We start from the raw sequence: 19,891 nt of genomic DNA, 5'->3' as shown, positions 1-19,891 counted from the left end.
CGTTTTCCGCTCGTATCGGCACGATCCCCACACCTTCGCACAACACACGTCACGAGAGTGTGGAGGGCGTGCTCCCCAGGGAAGCCCGGTGCCGCGACCACGCCGGATCCAGCACGTGCGCGAGGAAGTCGAGCTGGTCGGCCAGCGCTCGCTGCTGCCACGGCCCCTGGTAGACGTCGAAGTGGTCCACCGGGTACTCGCGCAGCTGCGCCCACCGCCCGGCCTTCCCCGCCACCCGGCGCGCCGCGTCGGGTGGTGCCACGCTGTCGTTCGCGCCGACCTGCACCAAGATCGGGCACGCCAGGCGTCCGGCGAAGGTCGTGGGCCGGTTCAACCCGACCGCCAACGCCGCGCGTGCGCACACCTCGTTCCGCCACGTCGGCCCGGCCATCGCGGCGCACGCCTCCTCCGCGCCGGGAGTGCTCATCATCGCCGCCGAATCGGGCGGCCCGACGATGGGCACGTGGTGCGGCGTCCGCTTGGCGAGGGCGCGCGCGACGTCGCGCAGCCCGTGCCCGGCCGCGCGCGCTAGCCGGCCGACCCCGGCTCGGCGCGCGAGGCGCGCCAGCGTGGCGAGCCCGTCCACCGCGGGCGTCAGGGCGACGATCGCCGCGATGCGCCCGTCCTGCACCGCGACCGGGATGGCATGACCGCCGGAGTACGACGTCCCCCACAGCGCGATCCGGTCCGGGTCGACACCGGGCAGGTGCCGGGCCGCCGCGACGGCCGCGTGGTAGTCCTCCCGCTGCTTGCGGATCGAGACGTTCTGACGGAGCGTGCCCCCGGAGTCGCCGAAACCCCGGTAGTCGAAGACGAGCACGTCGATCCCGGCGTCGGCGAAGGGCTCGGCGTAGCCCAGCAGGCCGGTGTCGCGGGTGCCGCCGAAGCCGTGGGCCATGACCACGCACGGACGGCCCTCCGCCCCGGCCAGCGCGTCGCTGGTGGCCGGGACGTGCCACCCGGCGCAGCTGACGCCGTGGCTGGGAAAGGTGAGCTCCTTCAACGCTTTTCCTCCGATCGGTGGGCCGGCTTGCGGGTGAACTTCAACGCGCTGTCCTCGACCGGCCCCTCACGCAGCCGCGCGACGTCCTTCTCGTAGGCGTGCTCGACCGTCCACGGACCGCGCGTGCCCGCCCGCGGGAACTTCCCGATCCCGCGCCGCACGTACCCCGCGCTCAGGTCCATCGCCGGAACCCGTTCCATGCCGGGGTCGTCGAGCACCGGCTCGACGACGTCGTAGCCGTGGGAATCCATGTGCTCGAGCAGGCGGCAAAAGTGCTCGCAGACCAGGTCGACCTTGAGCGTCCAGGAGATGTTCGTGTAGCCCAGGGCGACGGCGAGGTTGGGCACCCCCGAGAGCATCATCGCCTTGTAGAACGTCGTCTCCGGCAGGTTCACCTCGCCACCGTCCACTCGGAACCGGATCTCGCCGAAGGGCGACATGGTGAGCCCGGTCGCGGTCACGACGACGTCGGCGGCCAGCTCCTGCCCGGAGTCCAACCGGATCCCGGCCCTGGTGAACCGGTCGATCCGGTCTGTGACCACCGAGGCCTTCCCGGTCGAGATCGCCTTGAACAGATCACCGTCGGGCACCATGCACAGCCGCTGGTCCCACGGCTTGTAGCGCGGGGTGAAGTGGGTGTCGACGTCGAAGTGGGCGGGCAGCTGTCGCCGAACGCTGGCGATCAGCAGTCGGCGCATCAGCTTCGGCGCACGTCGGGACGCCTTGAACATCGCGCGGCTGACCGCGATGTTCTTCCGGCGAACCATCTGGTGCGCGCGCCGACGCCCCAGCACCTTGTTCAGCACGCGGGCGATCGCGTCCTCGGCCGGGATCGAGAGCACGTAGCTCGGTGAGCGCTGCAGCATCGTCACGTGACGTGCCTCGGCGGCCATCGACGGGATCAGCGTGACCGCCGTCGCGCCGCTGCCGATCACGACCACGCGCCGGTCCCGGTAGTCCAGGTCCGGCGGCCAGTGCTGCGGGTGGACCACCCGGCCCTCGAAGTCCGCCGCGCCGGGGAACTCCGGCGTGAAACCGGACTCGTAGTCGTAGTAACCGGTGCCCAGGAACAGGAATCGCGCCGTGAGTGTCACCGTCTCCCCGCTGCCGGACCGCTGGGCGGTGACCGTCCACCGCCCCTCGGCCGAGGAGAAATCCGCGCTGAGCACCCGGTGACCGAGGCGGATGTTCTCGGTCACCCCGTTCTCCGCGACGGCCTGCCGCAGGTAGTCCAGGATGAGGTGCCCGTCGGCGATCGACTTGCGGTGCGGCCACGGCTTGAAGCCGAAGCCGAAGGTGGGCATGTCCGAGTCCGACCGGATTCCGGGGTACTGGAACAGGCTCCACGTGCCGCCGATCGAGTCACGGCCCTCCAGGACCGCGAAGGATGTGCCGGGGCGGCTGGCCTTGAGGTGGCAGGCCGCCCCGATGCCGGAGATCCCGGCGCCGATGATCAGCACGTCGAAGTCCGCGGACCGCGTCCGGCTGGTGGTCGTGATCGTCATCGATCCCTCCTGCGGGTCGTCTGCCGGCGGATCTCGGCGCGCGCGAGCGCGTTCGCGTGCACTTCGTCGGGGCCGTCGGCGAACCGCAGCGCGCGGTTGCCGGCGTAGGCGCGGGCGAGCGGGAAGTCCTGCGACAGGCCCGCCGCGCCGTGCACCTGGATCGCCTTGTCGAGGATCCACTGCACGGTCCGCGGCGTGGCGATCTTGATCGCCTGTATCTCGGTGTGCGCGCCCTTGTTCCTGACGGTGTCCATCAGCCAGGCGGTCTTGAGCACCAGCAGGCGCAGCTGCTCCAACCGCACCCGGGACTCCGCGATCCAGTCGCGGATCACACCCTGCCGGGCCAGCGGCTCGCCGAAGGCCACGCGCCCATCGGCGCGCTGGCACATCAGCTCGACGGCCCGCTCCGCGACGCCGATCGCGCGCATGCAGTGGTGGATCCGCCCTGGTCCCAGGCGGGCCTGCGCGATGGCGAAGCCCGCGCCCTCCTGCCCGATCAGGTTGCCGACCGGGACGCGCACGTCGCGCAGGACCAGTTCCGCGTGGCCGCCGTGGTCGTGGTCGTCGTAGCCGAAGACCTCCATCGCGCGCCTGATCTCCAGGCCCGGGGTGTCCCGTGGTATCAGGACCACCGACTGCTGGCGGTGCCGGTCGGCCTGCGGGTCGGTCTTGCCCATGACCACGAAGAGCTTCGCGTTGGGGTTCATCGCGCCGGTGATCCACCACTTGCGGCCGTTGATCACGTAGTCCGCGCCGTCGCGGACGATCGAGGTGGCGATGTTGGTCGCGTCGGAGGAGGCGACGTCGGGTTCGGTCATCGCGAAGGCGGACCGGATCTCCCCGGCCAGCAGCGGGTTCAGCCACCGCTCGCGCTGCTCCTCGGTGCCGAACATGGCCAGCACCTCCATGTTGCCGGTGTCCGGTGCCGCGCAGTTGAGGACGGCGGGCGCGAGTTCCACCGCGCGGCCGCTGATCTCCGCGAGCGGGGCGTACTGCAGGTTGGTCAGCCCGGCGCCCAGCTCGCCCGGGAGGAAGAGGTTCCACAGCCCGCGTCGGCGGGCCTCGGCGCGGAGGTCGGCCAGCACCGGGACCGAGTCCCAGGCCCAAGGGTCGGCCGAAGCCGCCAGCTGCTCAGCGAACACCGGCTCGGCCGGGTGGATGTGCCGCTCCATGAGGTCCAGCAGGTCCGCGCGGAGCTCCTCGGTCCTAGCGTCGAAGGCGAAGTGCATGGTCAGCGTTCCTCCAGGGCGGCGAGTCCGGCGTCCAGCAGCGGGTGGACCACCTCGCCGATGCGGTCGAAACCGGGGCCGACGGTCTGGCCGCTGGTGTGGCGGCAGTGGATGCCCTCGAGGATCGCGGCGAGCTTGAACGCCGCGAGGCCGAGGTAGAAGCCGAGATCGCTGAGGTCCCGCCCGCTGCGGGCGTCGTAGCGCGCGACGAACTCGTCCTCGCTCAGGAAGCCGGGCGCGTTGCTGGCGTCGGCGACGCCGGCTCCGACGATCCCGGCAAGCCGGGCGTAGAGGACCATCAGCGCCAGGTCGGTGAGGGGATCGCCCAGGGTGGCCATCTCCCAGTCCAGGACGGCGCGGAGGCGGTCGTCGCCGTCGATCAGCACGTTGTCGAGGCGGAAGTCGCCGTGCACGATCCCCGGGCAGGCGGCGGAATCCGCTGCGGGGGCACGCACTTCCAGCGCGGCGTGCAGGGCGTCGGCAGCTGGCAGGTCGCGGGTGCGTGAGGCGTCCAGCTGCTTGCGCCACCGCGCGACCTGGCGGGCGAGAAACCCTTCGGGTCGGCCGAAATCACCGAGCCCCACCGCGCCCGGATCCACCTCGTGCAGATCGGCGAGAGTGTCCACGAGCGCGGTGGAGATCGCCCGCACCCGCCGCTCGCCGAGCGGCGCCAGCTCCGCGGCCGTTCGGTACGGCATGCCCGGAACCGCTTCCATGACGTAGAACTCGGCGCCCAGCACCTGCGCGTCGCGGCAGAAGCCGAGCATCCGCGGCACCGGCACCGCGGTGTCGGCCAGTGCCGACATCACCGCGTGCTCGCGGCCCATGTCGTGGGCGGTGGCGAGCACGTGGCCGAGCGGCGGGCGGCGCAGGACCCAGCTCGCCGCACCGTCGGTGATCCGGTAGGTCAGGTTGGACTTGCCGCCGGTGATCAGGGTGGCCGAGAGCGCGTCGACCCGCGCTTGTGGCACGGCCCCGGCGAACCAGGGGCGCAGCCGGTCCAGGTCGAGGCCTGGTGTCGCGTTCCGCAGGTCCATCACGCACCGCCCGCCAGCGTGATTCCGCCGTCGACGACCAGCGTCTGCCCGGTGATCCACGCCGCGTCGTCGGAGAGCAGGAACGCCACCGCGCTACCGATGTCGCCGGGAACGCCGAGCCGCTTGAGCGGGTACGTCGCCGCGACCTCGCCCTCCCGGCCCTCGTAGAGCGCGCTCGCGAACCTGGTCTTCACCACGGCCGGGGCGACCGCGTTGACCCGGGTGCCGGGGCCGAGCTCCACGGCGAGCTCCTCGGTGAGGTGGATCAGCATCGCCTTGCTGGCGCCGTACATCGCGATGCCCGGCGAGGGCCGGAGGCCGCCGACGGAGGCGATGTTGACCACGGCGCCCCCGTGCTCGGCCAGCCACGCCCGGTTGAGCTTCTGCACCCAGGACAGCGCGGACAAGCAGTTGACTTCGACGATCTTGCGGGCCACGGCGAGGTCGAGCTCCACCAACGGCCCGTACACCGGGTTGATGCCGGTGTTGTTGACCAGCAGATCGGCGCCGCCGAAGGTGTCGATCGCCGTCGTGATCACCTCGTCCTGGTGGTCTGCGTCGTGGGCGTGCCCGGCCACGCCCACCGCGCGGTCGCCGCCGAGTCCGGCGACGGCTTCGGCCAGGGCCTCCGGTTTGCGGCCGGTGATCACCACCTTCGCGCCGCAGGCGACCAGCCGTTCGGCGATGGCGAGCCCGATGCCGCGGCTGGCACCGGTGACGATCGCGGTCCGTCCCGCGAATCCGTTGGTCATGGGAACTCCTGCTCTCGACTCGGTCAGCAGTGGGCCAGCGCGACGGTGACGTCCCGGGCGGCGATCGCGCCGGTTTCGATGGCGCCGTCGATCCCGCCGACGCCGACGGGTGCGATGTCCCCGCCGGCGAAGTGGATCCGCCCGTGGGGCTCGCGCATCAGCGGCGCGGCCCCCGTCAGGTGCCCGGGCCGGTGGTGGGCCCACCCGCCCTGGGCGAACTCGTCGGCCACCCAGTCGTGGCCCGCCGTGTCCACCACTTCGATGTCGGGGACGAACGTCCGCAGCGCGGCCTGCACGCTCTCGCGGTCCTCGGCGTGGATGGCAGCGGCGTCGGAGGCGAAGCACACGACGAGCGTGTCGCCCTCGTGGCGGTACTCCACCCGCGCGGTGTTGATCGGGTTCTTGCCGACAGGGGCGAAGGCGCCGAAGGGTTCGATCTCGCCCCGGACCCGCGCCCAGATCTTGGCGCTGCGCATCGGGTGCTTCTGGTCGATCATTGCGCGGACCGGCCGGGGCACGTCCGGGCTGATCATCACGTCGCTCAAGGTGTTCAGCGGCAGCGCGACGACCGCGGAGCTCGCGCGGATGCGCTCGCCGGCGCGGGTGGTCACCACGACGCCGGAGCCGTCGTCCTCGACGGCGCGGACCGGGGTGGACAGACGGAGCTCGGCCTTCGATTCGGCGGCCATCGCCGCCAGCAGCCGCGCGGTCCCGCCCTCGATCGGCCAGACACCGGCGGTTTCGACGAACGCGCTCCAGTCGCCGAAGGTGGTGGCCGCCCAGAAGAGCAGCTGCGCGAGGCCCTGCTCCCGGTGGGAGTGGATGAACGTGGACAGCATCCCGTCGAGCACGTCCCGGTCGTGCTCGGACAGGTCCAGCGCGTCGAACCGGTCTTGCAGCGTCTCCTGCTCGATCGCACCGGTGTCGACCGCACCGAGCTGCGGCGGCAGGGGGAAGTGCAGCCGTGCGTCGGCGAAGTACCGGGCCATCAGCGGAGCGGCGATGCTCTCGAAGTCGCGCTGGGTCCCGGAGTGCACGACGCCGTCGGCCAGCCAGTGCATCCGGTCGAGCTCCAGCGGCACCGCCAGTCCGATGCCGTAGCGCTGGAGCTCGCGCCAGACGTTGGGCTGGGTCCAGTGCACGTAGGTGCCGCCGAACTCCACGGGACGGCCGAAGGCCTCGCCGCGGTACGTCCGGCCGCCGATCCTGTCGCGCGCTTCGAGGAGGACCACCGAATGCCCCTCGAGGCTGAGATCCCGCGCTGCGGTCATCCCGGCGAACCCGGCACCGATCACCACGACGTCACAACCGTTGGCCACGACCCACTCCGTTTCGCTCAAAACTCGATCTCGAATCGAGATCGAGTTTATGGTGGACGCCGGAGCTGTCAAACCGCGTGGTTGATACGATGCCGAATCGTGTTCGAGAAAGAATCGGCAACCCGGACCACCGGCGTGCAGCGGCGGGGACTGGAGCGCCGCCGGGCCATCCTCGAGGCCGCCGAGTCCCTGCTCGCCGAGCAGGGCTACGAGGCCGCCACGCTCAAGGCCATCGGGGAGCGGGCGGGCATCCCGACCGCTTCGATGTACCACTACTTCCCCGACCGCCACCAGGTCGACGCGGAGCTGCTGAATCAGCACGTGCAGGAGCTCGACGCGCGCCTCACCGCCGCGACCGAGAACCTCGAACCGAGCACGCTGCGCGAGGCCACCGACGCCGTCATCGATCCGATACTCGACCACTTCCGCCAGCACCCGAGCTGCGTCCAGCTGTGGTTCGCCGGACGCAACCAGACCCTCGACGAACTGGTCCGCACGTTCGATGAAACGCAGGCGGAGCGGTTCTGGAGCCGCCTCGTCGAGCGGGGCCTCATCTCGGCTGACACTCCCCAACTCGTCCTCCAACTCGCCTTCGAGACAGGTAGTCGGCTCTTCGACATCGCGTTCCGGCGCTGCCCGACCGGGGACGACACGACGATCGACGAGGCACGCCGGATGCTCACCGCCTACCTGGAGACCTACGCCCCGCAGCAGGCGGATCGCCGCGGCTGACGCGGCGACCCGCCGAGCTCTCAGCTCCCCCAGCCGAGGCGGTCCGCCATGCGGTCGACCGCCCAGCCCGCGCGCAACACCGGTGCGGTGATCAGCGGCGAGGAGACGAACCGCGGGCGCGTTCGCCAGACCGCGCCGAGGTCCTCGTGGAGGTCCTCCCCGGCGAGCCGGTCGGCGAGCAGCGTGCCGAGGTAAGGCGCTTGGGCGAGACCGTGGCCGTTGCACCCGATGGCGTAGAAGATGTTCCTCGTCGCTTCTCCGGCGACCGGCAGCCACGACGGGGTCAGCGCAATCCACCCGCCCCACGCCCGTTCCAGCGCGACGTCGCGAAGGGATGGGAACCGGTCGTAGAAGCCGCAGGCCAGGTCCGCCACGACGGCGGGGTCCGGCTCACGAGCGCCCAACGCTCCGCTGCCCAGCTGCAGCCGCCGAACGCCGAACGCGATCGTGCCGCGACCGGTGAGGCGGTAGCTCTGCATGAGGTTGTGCTGGGTCACGATGCCGGAACGACTCGTCCAGCCGAGCGCTGCCAGCCGGTCGGGCTCGATCGGTCCGGTCTCGGCCATGCTGACCCAGATCGGCTTGGCCAACCGCTTCGGGGCGATCGCGAGTTCGCGGGAGTGGGCGTTGGTGGCGAGCACGACCCGCTCGGCCCGGACACGGCCTCCCGGCACCTCGACGACGACTCCCGCGTCGGTGGGCCGCACCGCTCGCACCGCGGTCCGCTCGAACACCCGCGACCCCGAGCGGAGAACCGCCTCGCGGACACCGCGCGCGAACTTCCCGGGATTCAAGATCCCCCCGACCCGCTCCAGGATTCCGCCGAGGAACGCATCCGGCAGGCCGAGATCACGGCCGTCGGCGAACTCCGCGTCCGCCCCGGCCTTCCGCAGAATGCTCGCGTTTCGCCGCGCCTTTCGCAGCTGTCCTCTGGAAACGGCGGCACCGACGTTGCCCGTCGGCTCGTACTCGCAGTCGGTTTCGAGCTGCCCGATCAGCTTCTCGGTAAAGCCGACGGCGCTCTCGGCGAAGCGGACGAGTCCGCGGAAGCGGCGCGGGTGCAACGTGCTCAGGAGTTGCGGGTCTCCCGCCGGGGCGCCGGTCAGCTGACCGGCGTTGCGCGAACTCGCTCCCCAGCCGCAGTACCCGGATTCGACCAGGACGACGTCGGCTCCCCTCTCGGCGAGCCGCAGCGCGGCGGCCATCCCGGCCAGCCCACCTCCGACGACGGCGACGTCGCAGGTGAACTCCCCCGCCAGCGGCGGCTCGACCTCGGTGGGCGGATCGACCCAGCCGCTGTGCGGGGAGTACGTGACTCCAGCGATCGTCACGTCACGCCCCTTCCGCTGCGACGCCGAGGACTTCGGCCTGGGCGGAGAAGCCGAGCTTCCCGAGCCCGGCCGCCTCAGCCGCCGTCAGGTTCTCGACCGCCGCTGTGAGCAGCCGGGCCTGCTGCCCCGAACTCCTCATGACGGCCAGCCCCGCACGTGCGCCTTCGGCGTAGGTCTCGATGGTCGCTTGGTCCGTCTCGTGGTTGCCGCTCTCGATCGCCGCAGCGCTCTCCTCCGCAGCCCGCCGGAGGCTCTCGATGGCCACCTGCGAGAGCTCGCGCAGCGCACCGGCGGACACGCCTCGACCGAGCACGTAGGTCGCCGCTTCGACGTAGGCGCTCAGCGCCGCGACGTAGAACGCGCCGACGATCCCCACGTTCAGCAGGCTCGCGTCGGCCACCCGCGCGGAGACGTGCCCCGACGCACCGCCGAGGCTCATCAGCGTCTGCTCGTGCTTCGACCAAGCGGCAGGCGAGCCCGAGTAGACGATCATCGCGTGCGGCGAGCCGATGTCCTGGGGGTAGCAGGCGATGGAACCGTCCAGGTACTCGGCACCGCGCTCAGCAGCCCACCGCTCGAACTGCTCGACCTCTTCCGGCGCACCGCTGGCGAGGTTGACCAGCGCGACCCCGTGCCAGTCGGCGACGGGGTCGAGCGCGGAGAGCGCCGACTCGTAGGTCGACGTGCAGGCGAGGACCAGCCGGGACGCGCGCACCGCCTCGCCGACCGATCGCACCGGCCTGATCCGCTCACCGGCGAGCGCTTCCGCCCGCTCGGGAGTGCGGTTCCAGACCACCACCGAATGCCCGCTCCTCGCGAGCGCCCGCGCGAGCGCGGCACCCATCAAACCGCAGCCGAGGACTGCCACATCTCGGGATTCCGTCCCATCGCTGGAATCTGCCACTGCTTCCCCACCTCCTTCATCACGGCGGGCCCGGATCCCTACCGAAGCGGGTTTCCCCACCGAACTTGTTGGCGCAGCTGGTTCTTCAGGAGCTTTCCCCCGGCGTTGCGCGGCAGCGTCCCGGTGACGACAGCGGCGTACTGGGGGACCTTGAAGTCGGCGAGGTGGTCTCGGCAGTGCGCGATCACGGCGTCGACGTCGATCCGCTCCTGCCCCGCGACCAGGACGGCGCCGACCTTCTCCCCCATCACGTCGTCGGGGACTGCGAGGACGGCGGCGTCGGCCACTCCCGGCGCGGAGAGCAGCACCGATTCGACCTCCACGCTGGAGACGTTCTCCCCGCCGCGGTTGATGATGTCCTTGATCCGGTCGATGATGTGCACGCGCCCGACCTCATCCACCCGGACCACGTCTCCGGTGCGCAACCAGCCGTCCACGACCGCTTCCGCAGTGGCCTCCGGCCGGTTCCAGTACCCGGTGGTCACGTTGGCGCCGCGGACCACCAGCTCCCCCACGCTCGGGTCTTCGCCGATCGGCACGACGCCGAGATCCACCGACGGCACCGCGTACCCGACGGAATCCGCGTGCTCCACCGTGTCCCGGTCCGGCAGCACCGCGATCAACGACGCCGTCTCGGTCATGCCGTAGCCGTTCATCAGCCTCGCCCGCGGGAACGCCTCCTGCAACGCCCGCACCAGCGAGGGGGCGATCGGAGCACCGCCGTACCCGACCGTGCGCACCCCGGACACGTCGACGTCGGAGAAACCCGGCTGGCGGAGCAGCAGGGAGTACACCGCGGGAACGGTGACCAGGAAGGAAATCCGCTCCGCGGGCAGGGATTCCGCCAGCGCAGGCAGGTCGAGCTCGGGCATGATCACCGCGGTCCCGCCGACGTAGGCGGCCACCAGCAGCTGCGAGTTGCAGGCCGTGACGTGGAACAGCGGGACGGAGATCAGGGTCCGCAGGTCCGAGCCGACATCGCGCGGCATTCCCAAGCAGCGGACCATGTTCTCGGCGTTGGTGATGAACGCTTCGTGCGTCGTCGGCACGCCTTTCGGACGTCCGGTCGTGCCCGAGGTGTAGAAGAGCCCGGCCACGTCGGCGGCGCCGAGACCGGCTGCCACCTGCGGACTGCCATCGGGGAGCGGGGAATCCGCCGACAGGTCGACCTTCACGCCGGAGTCGCCGAGCACGAACTCCACCTCCGGCTGCGCCGACCGCGTGTTGACCGCGACCGCGACGCCCCCGGCCAGGACGGTTCCCCAGAAGGCGAGCACCCAGTTGACGCCCGCCGGGTACCGCACGGCCACCCGGTCACCGCGCTCGACGCCCTGGGCGCGCAACCCGCCGGCCACCCGCGAAGCGCGCTCCCACAGCTGCGCATAGGTCAGCCGTTGCCCGCCGAGCTCGACGACCGCCTCGGCGTCGGGCCTCGCCTCGACGTGCCCGCGCAGCACGTCCAGCAGGGTCTCGGGGATGTTGGAGCAGCGCGGGATGCCATCGACGTACCTGGTCCCGATCGACCGGGGAAAGGGGTTGTGCGACCGGGACACCTGAACGACCGGACGGGCCATGCGACGACCTCCGAGGAGCAACGCGGACCTTCCCGCGTGGTGAACTGGTTCTTCGCCTTCGACGCCGACGAGGGCGTCGCCGCGTCCGGGGTCTGTCGCGGCGATGCCCTCGTCGAGGTCAAGACGGGGTGCTCACTCAGCACACCGCCTCGACGATCTCGGCGCGCGGCGTGCCGACGCGCTCCAGCGCGCTGTAGAACGCCTTCGGATCTGCCCAGTCCTCCGGGGCGAACGCGCCGGTGCGGCCGGCCCCCTCCTCGATCGCCAGCACCATGAACGCGGCGCAGGCAGTCCCGGTGATGGCGGCCATGCTGCTCGTGGCGTAGGTCTCCGGTCCGCTGAGCGGCGTGCGCCGGACGGCCACCGCAGGAATCCCGTTGCGCGTACCGGTGACACGCGCGACGAGACCGCCGCGCCAGGTGTCCGTCCGCCGGAGTGCTGACCGCGCGAGGAACTTCACCATCGTGCCCGCCGCCATCTCGCCGCGGCGGACTTGGCCGATCATGCCGCTCAAGGCGTGACGCAGGCCCTTGGTGTTGCTGAACCGGTTGTGGAGGACGTCCAGGATGAAGTCCACCGCCTCCTTGACGGTGATCTTGCGGTCCTGGATGGCCAGGCCGAGGCCGCGCGCGAGGCCGTTGAACGGCATCGGGTCGAGCCCGCCGAGGCAGCGGATGCGCTTTGCCTCCGGGTAGCGGCGCGGTAGCGTCACCGGCTCGGGGTGGGCGGTCTCGTAGAGCAGGACCTCCCCCACACCGCCGCCCATCGGCAGGACGCCGGTCTCAACGTACGACTCGTGCACGACCTGCCGACCGCGCTCCCAGGTGAGGCAGTCCCCGGCGGCGATGTGCATCAGGTGCTCGAGCACCGCCCGGCCCACGTCCGGCCGCTCGTCGCCGACCATCCAGCCCAGCTCGATGTTCTCGACGGTGTCCAGCTCGTTCGCCGCGTCGACCGCCAGCACGTTGCTCATCCCCGGCGAGGCGCCGCAACCGACGTAGACCGGGATGCCCGCCGCCTGCGCCTTCTCGTGGAGCGAGAGCGCGTGCTGGGTGCTCTCGACGTCGTCGTCGAAGTCGAGGTAGGGCACCTTGGCCTCGAGGCACGCCGAGATCACCGGTTCCGACGTGCGGATGTAGGGCCCGGCTCCGAGGACGACGAGCGCGGCCCCGTCGACCGCGGCGCGCAGGTCCGCCCGGTCGAAGAGGTCCAGCCGCCGGACCTCGACGCGCCCGCCGGGAATTCGCCCGGCCAGCTCCCGGAGCAGCTCGGGCCGGATGTCGCAGAGGACGAGCTCCCAGTCGCCGCCCGCTCTGGCGAAACGCTCGATGGCTACCCGGCACATCTCGCCCGCCGCACCGATGAAGACGACACGCCGCGCCGTCACGCGAGCCACCCGCCGAGCACCACGACGTCGTAACAGTTGGCCATGACCCTCTCCATTCTGCGGCCCGGGTCGCGATCGGCCCGAGCAGCGGAAGATCGCGGTAATCAAACTCGAATCGACATCGAGTTTAGCGGCGATGTCGACGCAGTCAAGGCCGGAGCAGGGCTGGCGGAATCCGGGAGATCAGCGGCGGAATCACGTGCGAGGGCGGCAGGTCAAGCCGGTGCCACCGCGCCTTCGACGCCCGCCGCAGGTCGCTCTTCGAGGGGCGGCTCGTGCGACGGACGAGCGCAGGGCCTCAATCGTCGACTGGTGGAGTTGGACGTAGGCGGAGATCTGGTCGAACAGGGCGACGATCTCGCGTCGGCCATCGCGTTGCCGTCCTTGTGCTCGTCGAGGGTTTCGAGGTCGGCTTCGGCGCTGTGGGTGCTGCTGGCCTGCGCGCCTTGTGCGACCTGCATCAGCGCTTGTTGCGAAGGGATGCCGACGGGCAGGGCCGCGGCCAGGCGCAGCAGCGGGACGACGTCGACTATGGGTTTGCTGGCGGCCACCACGGTTGCCGTGCCCGGTTCCCAGTCCCGGATGAGCTCCGGTAGCCGCAGCGTGTTCGGAAAGAACGGTTGCGGCGGATCGAAGGCCCGCGCGAGCATCGGATGCACCGGATCGTTGTCGAACACCTGTTCAGTATGCGATGCGAGTAGTCATGATCGCCATCACCGTGCCGCGACACCTTCCCGAAGGGCTCGACGACCTATGCAGACCATGCGAGGCGCCGGCGCAGTCATCTCGCTACCTACAGTCCCTGCCACCCAAGGGCGGAATCATGCCACGATGATCCGTATTGAGAAGTAGGGTGCCCAGACTCGGGCGTTCGCCGACGTGTAGCGTGACCCGCGGTTCATAGGGACGGCACTCAGCCTAGGCCGGTGGATTCTAAACCGTTTCACAGAACCAGCGAGGGGCCTTCACTTCAGTGAAGGCCCCTCTTTCAGTACATCTGATCGAAAACATCCACTTGGACGGCTGAATCCCGGACCCATTCAGTCGGCGGATCACGCCATCCCAGCAGCCATCCACGCACCAGCGTCAGGAGCCTCGCACGCTGACGCTCCTGATTCGGTCTGTTCTGAGCGAATCGTCCACGAAAACCCTCTCCATCTGGAGCCATTCCATGCACACCAGCACGCTCACCGACCGGCAGCTCCAGCGCTACCGGGTGCTGCGCCGCGACTACTTGCCCGCGATGAGGGCCTACCGTGAGGCGACCGCACCACCGCCGGCCTTTCTGCCCTACCCGATCGGACCGGGCCACGGCCGAATCACGTTCGACAACACCGGCCCGACCTCACGAAATTCACCGTCACCGCCACCATCGCACCTGCCCCCGTACCCGCCGACACTTCCAGGCTCCGCGAGTTCCGCGAGTTCCCCCACCACGGCCTCCCGCCGGAGGCGGTCGTGCTCCCCAGCCACTTCGGTCCCATAGCCCACCGTTTTTACTTCCTGTTCACAGACTCCGTCGCGCAGCGTCGAGCGGACTACTCTGCCCGCAGCTAGTCGGCGCAACGCTCGCTTGCCGACGAGCTTCTCGGTAGTCAGTACACCTGTACCGGTGGGGGCGGTAAGTGGCGCACGCCCCATGCCTTAAGGACTCGTTGGAAGAGATCACGATACTATTCTTCTTCAGAGCGACTTTTCATCACTCTCGGCGAAGCGAATCGCCGCACATCTTGCTACGACATCGCAAATACGGCAAGCGTCGAAATTATAAGTCGACCTCTGTCGTTACTTATAGCCGCAGGAGGCCTGGGCTCTGCCAGGCCTCCCGCGGCTACGAGTCGGAGATCGTCGGGTTTTATCTTGCTAGTGGGTGTGGTTCTCCGGTAAGGGCGGCGAGCGCCGTGGCGATTTCGCTCATACCGGCTTGGGTGTAAGCAGTGGTGCTTCCTCCATCATTGTTGCTGTTGTCGGTGTGGCCGGCGAAGGCACGAGCGACGGCGTGACCGAAGTTTCGCTCTACCCATGTAAGCGTGGTGTGGCGGAGCCAGTGGATACTGATTTGCTGCGTTGCAACCCAGGGAATGTGTTTGCCGAGCCTGTTCCAGATGTGGTCATAGCGTCGGCGGGTGATGGGGTTTCCATTGGCATAGCGCAGGAGTTGGTCGCCTGAGGTTGCGGAACCGCGTTGTTCGGCATGCTCGCGAAGGTGAGTCATCAGTGTGGGAGAGACCGGTTGCCAGCGGACCGTCCCGCCCTTCTCGTGGAGGAGAATCAGACAGAGGTCGGGGTCGAGATCCCGGGGAGTGAGCGCGAGCACTCCGGCTCGTCGGCAGGCTGTCTCGCTGTGCAGCCGGATGATGAGGCTGTCGAGGACGGGATCGTTGCCCGTGGTGGCGGCGACGTGGTTGATCTCCTCCAGTCGGGTGTCCGGCAGACCTCGGCGCGTGGTGGGCAAGCGGCGCGGCTTAGGAACTTTCCTGGCTGGGTTGTCGGACGCGCCGATCAGTTCGTCTGCCACGGCGTGGTTGTAGAGGCAGCGCGGCGATCAGGTGCTCGGCGGCGCTTCGGCCTCCGCGGGCGTTGCGGCGGATGCGCAGCTGTTCGCGGGACTTCTCAACTAGCTGCTTGATCTCCAGCGGTGTCGGTTCGTCCAGGCGTCGGTCGCCCCATTCCGCCTGGACGCGATTCCAGTAGGAACTGTAGACACACCGGGTTCCGGGACTGACGGCAGCGGAGACCTGGGGGATGTATTCGGAGAAGGTCGGTGCGGGCGGCCGCGCAGACGCGGTGTTGATGAGGTCATTCACCGAGACACCGAGGCGTCCCAACAGCAGCTTCGCCGCTTCGATCTCGGCCGGGTTGGCTCCTGACGTGGTCTGGTTCTCGGTCACACCGACTCACCCACCCAGATCATGGCATGGCGCTGAGCCAGGACCTCGTCCACGGTCACGAGAGGATAGATCAGCAGCATGCCCCGCTGCGGGTCGGCGACGAGCACCACCACGTCGCTGGCACGGAGACCGCACTCGGCCCTGGCCGTGGCAGGAACCTTGATCCGCTGTGTGCTGGGCAGCCGGTGGACGCCGCCCGGATCCGGCTGGAGCACCACAGCTCCCAAGACGACCCGGACGGTCAGGCTCAGGCCGGGTGGCCACTCCAGTGCGTGGAGGACCGGCGCGGCCGGGATCCGCCCTGAAGCATCGACCCTGGTCATCCCGTACGTCGTCAGGAGTTCACGACGCCGAGTGATGACCGGCAGCGGAAGGCTCCGGCGCTCGCCCGTTCCTGCTTCCGGCGACGAACCGGAATCGGCGATCTTGGGCGGCGGCACCAGCCCCGTGATGATCTGCTCAGCCATGGCCACCACCTCGGTGACCAGCACAGACCACAGACGACCGTCCCTGAATACGACCAAAATCGCGACGACCGGAGCGTCGTCGCGATGCGGTATTCAAGCACTTGCTGCGGTGGGGAAATCGCACCACTTTTTGTGTCCGAGGGGGGACTTGAACCCCCACGCCCTTAATCGGGCACTAGCACCTCAAGCTAGCGCGTCTGCCATTCCGCCACTCGGACATCTCGGGTCACCCTCGTTCTCCGGGGGTTCCCGCTGTGTTGTGTAGATAGATTAGCCCATGGTCATCCGGGGGTCGACGGCACCCCCCTCTTTCGGGCTCGGGTGATAGAAATGCCTGGTGAGCGAGCACAGCGGTTTGTCCGGTACTGATCATGAGGCGGGGTTGCGGCTGGCCGAGGAGGAGGTTGTCGGCCTGGCCAGCGACTTGATCCGCATCGACACCACCAACACCGGTGATCCTGAGACGCTCGTGGGCGAGCGGGCCGCCGCCGAGTTCGTGGCCGGCAAGCTCAGCGAGGTCGGGTACGAGGTCACCTACGTCGAGTCCGGGGACCACCCCGGGCGCGGCAACGTCATCGCGCGGTTGCCCGGGGCCGACTCCAGCCGGGGCGGGTTGCTGGTGCACGGGCACCTGGACGTCGTGCCCGCCGATCCCGCCGAGTGGTCCGTGCACCCCTTCTCCGGGGCCGTTCAGGACGGGTACGTGTGGGGCCGCGGTGCGGTCGACATGAAGGACATGGTCGCCATGAGCCTGGCGATCGCGCGGCGGTTCAAGCGGGACGGGATCGTGCCGCCGCGGGACATCGTCTTCGCGTTCCTGGCCGATGAGGAGGCCGGGAGCTTCCACGGGGCGCAGTGGCTGGTCGACCACCGGCCGGAGCTGTTCGAGGGGTGCACCGAGGCCATCAGCGAGGTCGGCGGGTTCTCCGTCACGCTGAAGGACGGCGTGCGGGCCTACCTGGTGCAGAGCGCCGAGAAGGGCATCCGCTGGCTGAAGCTGCGGGTTCGGGCGCGGGCCGGGCACGGGTCGATGGTGCACGACGACAACGCCGTCACCAAGCTCTCCGAGGCCGTCGCCAAGCTGGGCAACCACCGGTTCCCGCTGGTGCTGACCGACTCCGTGCAGGAGTTCCTCTCCGGCGTCACCGAGATCACCGGCTGGGACTTCCCCGAGGACGACGTCGAGGGCGCGGTCGCCAAGCTCGGCAACCTGTCGCGGATGGTCGGGGCCACGCTGCGCGACACCGCCAACCCGACGATGCTCACCGCCGGGTACAAGCACAACGTCATCCCCTCGGTAGCCGAGGCCGCGGTGGACTGCCGGATCCTGCCCGGTCGGGAGGAGGCGTTCGAGCGGGAGCTAGCCGAGCTGCTGGGACCCGACGTCGAGCGCGAGTGGGTCGGGCTGCCGCCGGTCGAAGCCAAGTTCGAGGGTCGGATCGTGGACGCCATGAGCGCCTCGCTGATCGCCGAGGACCCGGGGGCCAAGGCGCTGCCGTACATGATGTCCGGGGGCACCGACGCCAAGTCGTTCAGCCGGCTGGGCATGAGCTGCTACGGCTTCGCCCCGCTGAAGCTGCCCGCCGACCTCGACTTCAGCGCGCTGTTCCACGGCGTCGACGAGCGGGTCCCGGTGGATGCGCTGCAGTTCGGCGTGCGGGTGCTGGACCGGTTCCTCCACAACAGCTGATTGTCGGGGGCGTCTGGTTTCATCTACCCCGTAGTTGATCATCGGGGAGGTGCGGCGTGGACCTGGCGCGCTTGATCGAGATCTACCTGGAGCACTTGCAGGCGCGCAAGCTCGCGGCGAACTCGCTGCGGGCCTACCGCCGCGACCTGGAGTCGGTGGCCGGTGAGCTGGTCGAGCTCACCGGCTCCACCGCCGACCGGTTGCCGGTGGAACGGGTCGACGCCTCGGTGCTGCGATCGGCCTTCGCGCGGTTCGCGGCGGCCCGGTCGGCGTCGTCGGTGACCCGGGCCTGGTCGACCTGGAACGGGTTCTTCGGGTTCCTGGTCGTCGAGGGCGCGGTGCCCGGCAACCCGATGCAGGTGATCCCGAAGCCGCGCAACGCGCCCTCGACCCCGAAGCCGCTGCAGGGCGAGGACACGCCCGAGCGACTGCTGCGGATGGTCGCCTCAGGGGCCAGGCGGGCGCGCAACCCGTGGCCGGAGCGCGATCTCGCGGTGCTGGCCACGCTGCTGTGCACCGGTGTGCGCTCAGCCGAGCTGCTCGATCTCACCGTCGCGTCGCTGGCCGGGCGCGATGGCGACCGGCGGCTGCACGTGCACGGCAAGGGCGGCAAGAACCGCTCGATCCCGATCGAGGACGCCTTGGACGTGCTGATCCAGAACTACCTGCGGTCCAGGCGCGAGCGGTTCGGCGAGCGGATGCCCGGCGGTGAGCCGTTGTTCGTCGATCACCGCGGTGAGCGGCTCCAGCGCGGCGGGCTGCAGTACCTGGTGCGGCAGTCGTTGCGGGCCGCGGGCGTGTCCGACCGGGTGCAGCCGGGCGCGATGGTGCACGCCCTGCGGCACACCTTCGCCACCCGGCTCGCCGAGGACGGGGCGAACGCCGCCGAGATCGCCAAGCTGCTCGGCCACTCGTCGATCAACTCCAGCCAGACCTACATCGACGTGACCGCCCGCGAACAGCGGATGTCGGTGCGAGCCAACCGCACGCTGAACGTCCTCGGCGAGCTATCCGGGGGCTAGGCACGACGCGGGCCTGCAGGACGGGGCACGCCGGTCCTGAGACCGGCGGGCCCGCGGTGTCGATCGTCGAGCGGAGCAGGCCTAGGGCCGCTTCCAGTGGTCGCGTTCGGGCAGCCGCAGCCAGTGGTCGGGCTTGCCGTTGATCGACCGGCTGTCGGTCAGCCGCAGACCAGCGTAGGCGCAGCAGTAGGCGACGGCGTGGCGCTTGTAGAGGTAGGCGGCCAGGACCTCCTCGGCGGGATCATCGGCGTTGGGGTCACCGCCGGGGTGCAGATCCCAGCCTTCGATCACGCCATCACGGACGATGCTCCCCTGGTTGCCGCTCTTGGGGTTGGCGTAGAGGCCGTAGCAGACGGTGCCCGCGGACAGCCGTGCTGTCACACCCGGCATCTGCGGCGCGTAGCCCCACGGCTGGCTGATGACGCAGCCACCGGGCACATCGGTGGCTGCGATGAGCCTCATGTCCTGGTCGAACGCGTACGGGTCGGGTTCGATGCCCTCGACCAGCTCGGCCTCCAGCCGCCGTGCCGCTTCGGCGGCGCTGATTCCCGCGACGGCGGCCAGACCGAGCCCCTCGGTGAAATCCAGGGCGCTGAGGGCCGCGATCAACCGCCGCCCTTCGGCCGCCGCAGCGGCTTCTTCGCCGGACAGCTCGAACTCCCCCGGTTCGAGGCCGAACAGGTCGGGGTTCGGTCCGGCCAGGCTGAGGCGGGCAGGTGACCAGCCGGCCATCATCGGCCGCCGCGGATCGGCTCCGGCGGCGACCAGGGCTCGTGCGTTGTCCGGGCGGTTGGCGTAGACGGCGAGCCAGAGCGCCGTGCGGCCCTCGTACTCCGCATCGGGATCGTCTACGCGGCGCGCCAGCTCCGCGACCACCTCCGGCGAACCGAGCTCGGCCGCTGCGTGCAGGGGCCGACTCCCCCACACCGGGGCGTTCGGATCGGCGCCCGCATCGAGCCGCGCCCGGATCTCGTCGTAGTCCGTCCACGCCCGATAGCTCAGCCCGGCCCATCCGTTCGCTTTGGCAGTAGCCATGTTCCTCCTTCGC

Annotated in this window: 18 protein-coding genes and 1 tRNA gene; 3 read left to right on the top strand and 16 right to left on the bottom strand. The window is 69.9% G+C overall.

Annotated elements, in window-relative coordinates:
* Positions 1 to 49 precede the first annotated feature (49 nt).
* From ATL45_RS28180 to ATL45_RS28155, 6 genes are read right to left on the bottom strand one after another with little or no spacing between them, the layout of a single operon-like run.
* Positions 50 to 1,003: an alpha/beta hydrolase gene (locus ATL45_RS28180; RefSeq protein WP_093148637.1), complete on the bottom strand. Its 954-nt coding sequence runs from the start codon at positions 1,001 to 1,003 to the stop codon at positions 50 to 52.
* Positions 1,000 to 2,508: a flavin-containing monooxygenase gene (locus ATL45_RS28175; RefSeq protein ID WP_093148641.1), complete on the bottom strand. Its 1,509-nt coding sequence runs from the start codon at positions 2,506 to 2,508 to the stop codon at positions 1,000 to 1,002. Before ATL45_RS28175 ends, ATL45_RS28180 begins: the two co-directional genes overlap by 4 nt.
* Positions 2,505 to 3,737 carry an acyl-CoA dehydrogenase family protein gene (locus tag ATL45_RS28170; protein WP_093148643.1) on the bottom strand — a complete coding sequence of 411 codons (1,233 nt, stop codon included), beginning with the start codon at positions 3,735 to 3,737 and terminating at the stop codon, positions 2,505 to 2,507. The genes ATL45_RS28175 and ATL45_RS28170 overlap by 4 nt, the downstream gene beginning before the upstream one ends.
* A 2-nt stretch (positions 3,738 to 3,739) precedes the next feature.
* Complete coding sequence (locus tag ATL45_RS28165; RefSeq protein WP_093148646.1) at positions 3,740 to 4,774, bottom strand: phosphotransferase family protein; 1,035 nt, start codon at positions 4,772 to 4,774, stop codon at positions 3,740 to 3,742.
* Positions 4,774 to 5,526 carry an SDR family oxidoreductase gene (locus tag ATL45_RS28160; RefSeq protein ID WP_093148650.1) on the bottom strand — a complete coding sequence of 251 codons (753 nt, stop codon included), beginning with the start codon at positions 5,524 to 5,526 and terminating at the stop codon, positions 4,774 to 4,776. Before ATL45_RS28160 ends, ATL45_RS28165 begins: the two co-directional genes overlap by 1 nt.
* 23 nt (positions 5,527 to 5,549) lie before the next feature.
* The gene (locus ATL45_RS28155; protein ID WP_093149720.1) at positions 5,550 to 6,845 is read right to left on the bottom strand and encodes a flavin monoamine oxidase family protein; all 1,296 of its coding nucleotides are present in this window, start codon (positions 6,843 to 6,845) and stop codon (positions 5,550 to 5,552) included.
* 99 nt (positions 6,846 to 6,944) lie between these two features.
* On the opposite strand from ATL45_RS28155, the gene ATL45_RS28150 reads away from it, so the two are divergent.
* Complete coding sequence (locus tag ATL45_RS28150; protein ID WP_211841311.1) at positions 6,945 to 7,577, top strand: TetR/AcrR family transcriptional regulator; 633 nt, start codon at positions 6,945 to 6,947, stop codon at positions 7,575 to 7,577.
* Positions 7,578 to 7,597: 20 nt separating this feature from the next.
* Here ATL45_RS28150 and ATL45_RS28145 read toward each other — a convergent pair whose 3' ends face one another.
* The 9 genes from ATL45_RS28145 to ATL45_RS28110 form a co-directional block, all read right to left on the bottom strand.
* Positions 7,598 to 8,908 (bottom strand): NAD(P)/FAD-dependent oxidoreductase, encoded by a 1,311-nt coding sequence (locus tag ATL45_RS28145; RefSeq protein WP_093148654.1) that lies wholly within the window; start codon positions 8,906 to 8,908, stop codon positions 7,598 to 7,600.
* A 1-nt stretch (position 8,909) separates the two neighbouring features.
* Entirely contained in the window at positions 8,910 to 9,812 is a 903-nt protein-coding gene (locus ATL45_RS28140) for an FAD-dependent oxidoreductase (RefSeq protein ID WP_256258336.1), read from the bottom strand.
* A 38-nt stretch (positions 9,813 to 9,850) separates the two neighbouring features.
* Positions 9,851 to 11,386, bottom strand: coding sequence for a class I adenylate-forming enzyme family protein (locus ATL45_RS28135; RefSeq protein ID WP_093148662.1), 1,536 nt, complete (start codon positions 11,384 to 11,386; stop codon positions 9,851 to 9,853).
* Between the two features lie 136 nt (positions 11,387 to 11,522).
* Positions 11,523 to 12,773, bottom strand: a complete 1,251-nt coding sequence (locus ATL45_RS28130; RefSeq protein WP_093148668.1) for a saccharopine dehydrogenase family protein — start codon at positions 12,771 to 12,773, stop codon at positions 11,523 to 11,525.
* 215 nt (positions 12,774 to 12,988) lie between these two features.
* Positions 12,989 to 13,450: a hypothetical protein gene (locus ATL45_RS28125; RefSeq protein ID WP_121505411.1), complete on the bottom strand. Its 462-nt coding sequence runs from the start codon at positions 13,448 to 13,450 to the stop codon at positions 12,989 to 12,991.
* A gap of 1,178 nt (positions 13,451 to 14,628) precedes the next feature.
* Positions 14,629 to 15,291, bottom strand: coding sequence for a tyrosine-type recombinase/integrase (locus tag ATL45_RS40180; RefSeq protein WP_342775312.1), 663 nt, complete (start codon positions 15,289 to 15,291; stop codon positions 14,629 to 14,631).
* On the bottom strand, positions 15,239 to 15,664 hold the full coding sequence (locus tag ATL45_RS40175) for an integrase (RefSeq protein ID WP_170210117.1): 426 nt from the start codon (positions 15,662 to 15,664) through the stop codon (positions 15,239 to 15,241). Before ATL45_RS40175 ends, ATL45_RS40180 begins: the two co-directional genes overlap by 53 nt.
* Positions 15,661 to 16,155 carry a hypothetical protein gene (locus tag ATL45_RS39800; protein WP_246025589.1) on the bottom strand — a complete coding sequence of 165 codons (495 nt, stop codon included), beginning with the start codon at positions 16,153 to 16,155 and terminating at the stop codon, positions 15,661 to 15,663. The genes ATL45_RS40175 and ATL45_RS39800 overlap by 4 nt, the downstream gene beginning before the upstream one ends.
* Before the next feature lie 109 nt (positions 16,156 to 16,264).
* Positions 16,265 to 16,349, bottom strand: a tRNA-Leu gene (locus ATL45_RS28110).
* Between the two features lie 119 nt (positions 16,350 to 16,468).
* On the opposite strand from ATL45_RS28110, the gene ATL45_RS28105 reads away from it, so the two are divergent.
* Both ATL45_RS28105 and ATL45_RS28100 read left to right on the top strand, forming a co-directional pair.
* Entirely contained in the window at positions 16,469 to 17,821 is a 1,353-nt protein-coding gene (locus tag ATL45_RS28105; RefSeq protein ID WP_093148676.1) for a M20/M25/M40 family metallo-hydrolase, read from the top strand.
* Positions 17,822 to 17,877: 56 nt separating this feature from the next.
* Entirely contained in the window at positions 17,878 to 18,843 is a 966-nt protein-coding gene (locus tag ATL45_RS28100; protein ID WP_093148679.1) for a tyrosine-type recombinase/integrase, read from the top strand.
* Positions 18,844 to 18,924: 81 nt separating this feature from the next.
* On the opposite strand, the gene ATL45_RS28095 is transcribed toward ATL45_RS28100, so the two are convergent.
* Positions 18,925 to 19,878, bottom strand: a complete 954-nt coding sequence (locus ATL45_RS28095; RefSeq protein ID WP_093148682.1) for an ankyrin repeat domain-containing protein — start codon at positions 19,876 to 19,878, stop codon at positions 18,925 to 18,927.
* Positions 19,879 to 19,891 lie beyond the last annotated feature (13 nt).

Origin of the sequence: Saccharopolyspora antimicrobica, from assembly GCF_003635025.1 — a bacterium.
In the GTDB taxonomy this organism is placed as follows: Bacteria; Actinomycetota; Actinomycetes; order Mycobacteriales; family Pseudonocardiaceae; genus Saccharopolyspora; species Saccharopolyspora antimicrobica.
Note: the sequence above shows the minus strand (reverse complement) of the source record. Positions and strands in the feature narration are given on the sequence as shown.

Bases quoted from the DNA above. Each gene is read 5' to 3' on its own strand.
- ATL45_RS28175 (WP_093148641.1), bottom strand. From the start codon at position 2,508: ATGACGATCACGACCACCAGCCGGACGCGGTCCGCGGACTTCGACGTG.
- ATL45_RS28170 (WP_093148643.1), bottom strand. From the start codon at position 3,737: ATGCACTTCGCCTTCGACGCTAGGACCGAGGAGCTCCGCGCGGACCTG.
- ATL45_RS28165 (WP_093148646.1), bottom strand. From the start codon at position 4,774: ATGGACCTGCGGAACGCGACACCAGGCCTCGACCTGGACCGGCTGCGC.
- ATL45_RS28160 (WP_093148650.1), bottom strand. From the start codon at position 5,526: ATGACCAACGGATTCGCGGGACGGACCGCGATCGTCACCGGTGCCAGC.
- ATL45_RS28135 (WP_093148662.1), bottom strand. From the start codon at position 11,386: ATGGCCCGTCCGGTCGTTCAGGTGTCCCGGTCGCACAACCCCTTTCCC.
- ATL45_RS28095 (WP_093148682.1), bottom strand. From the start codon at position 19,878: ATGGCTACTGCCAAAGCGAACGGATGGGCCGGGCTGAGCTATCGGGCG.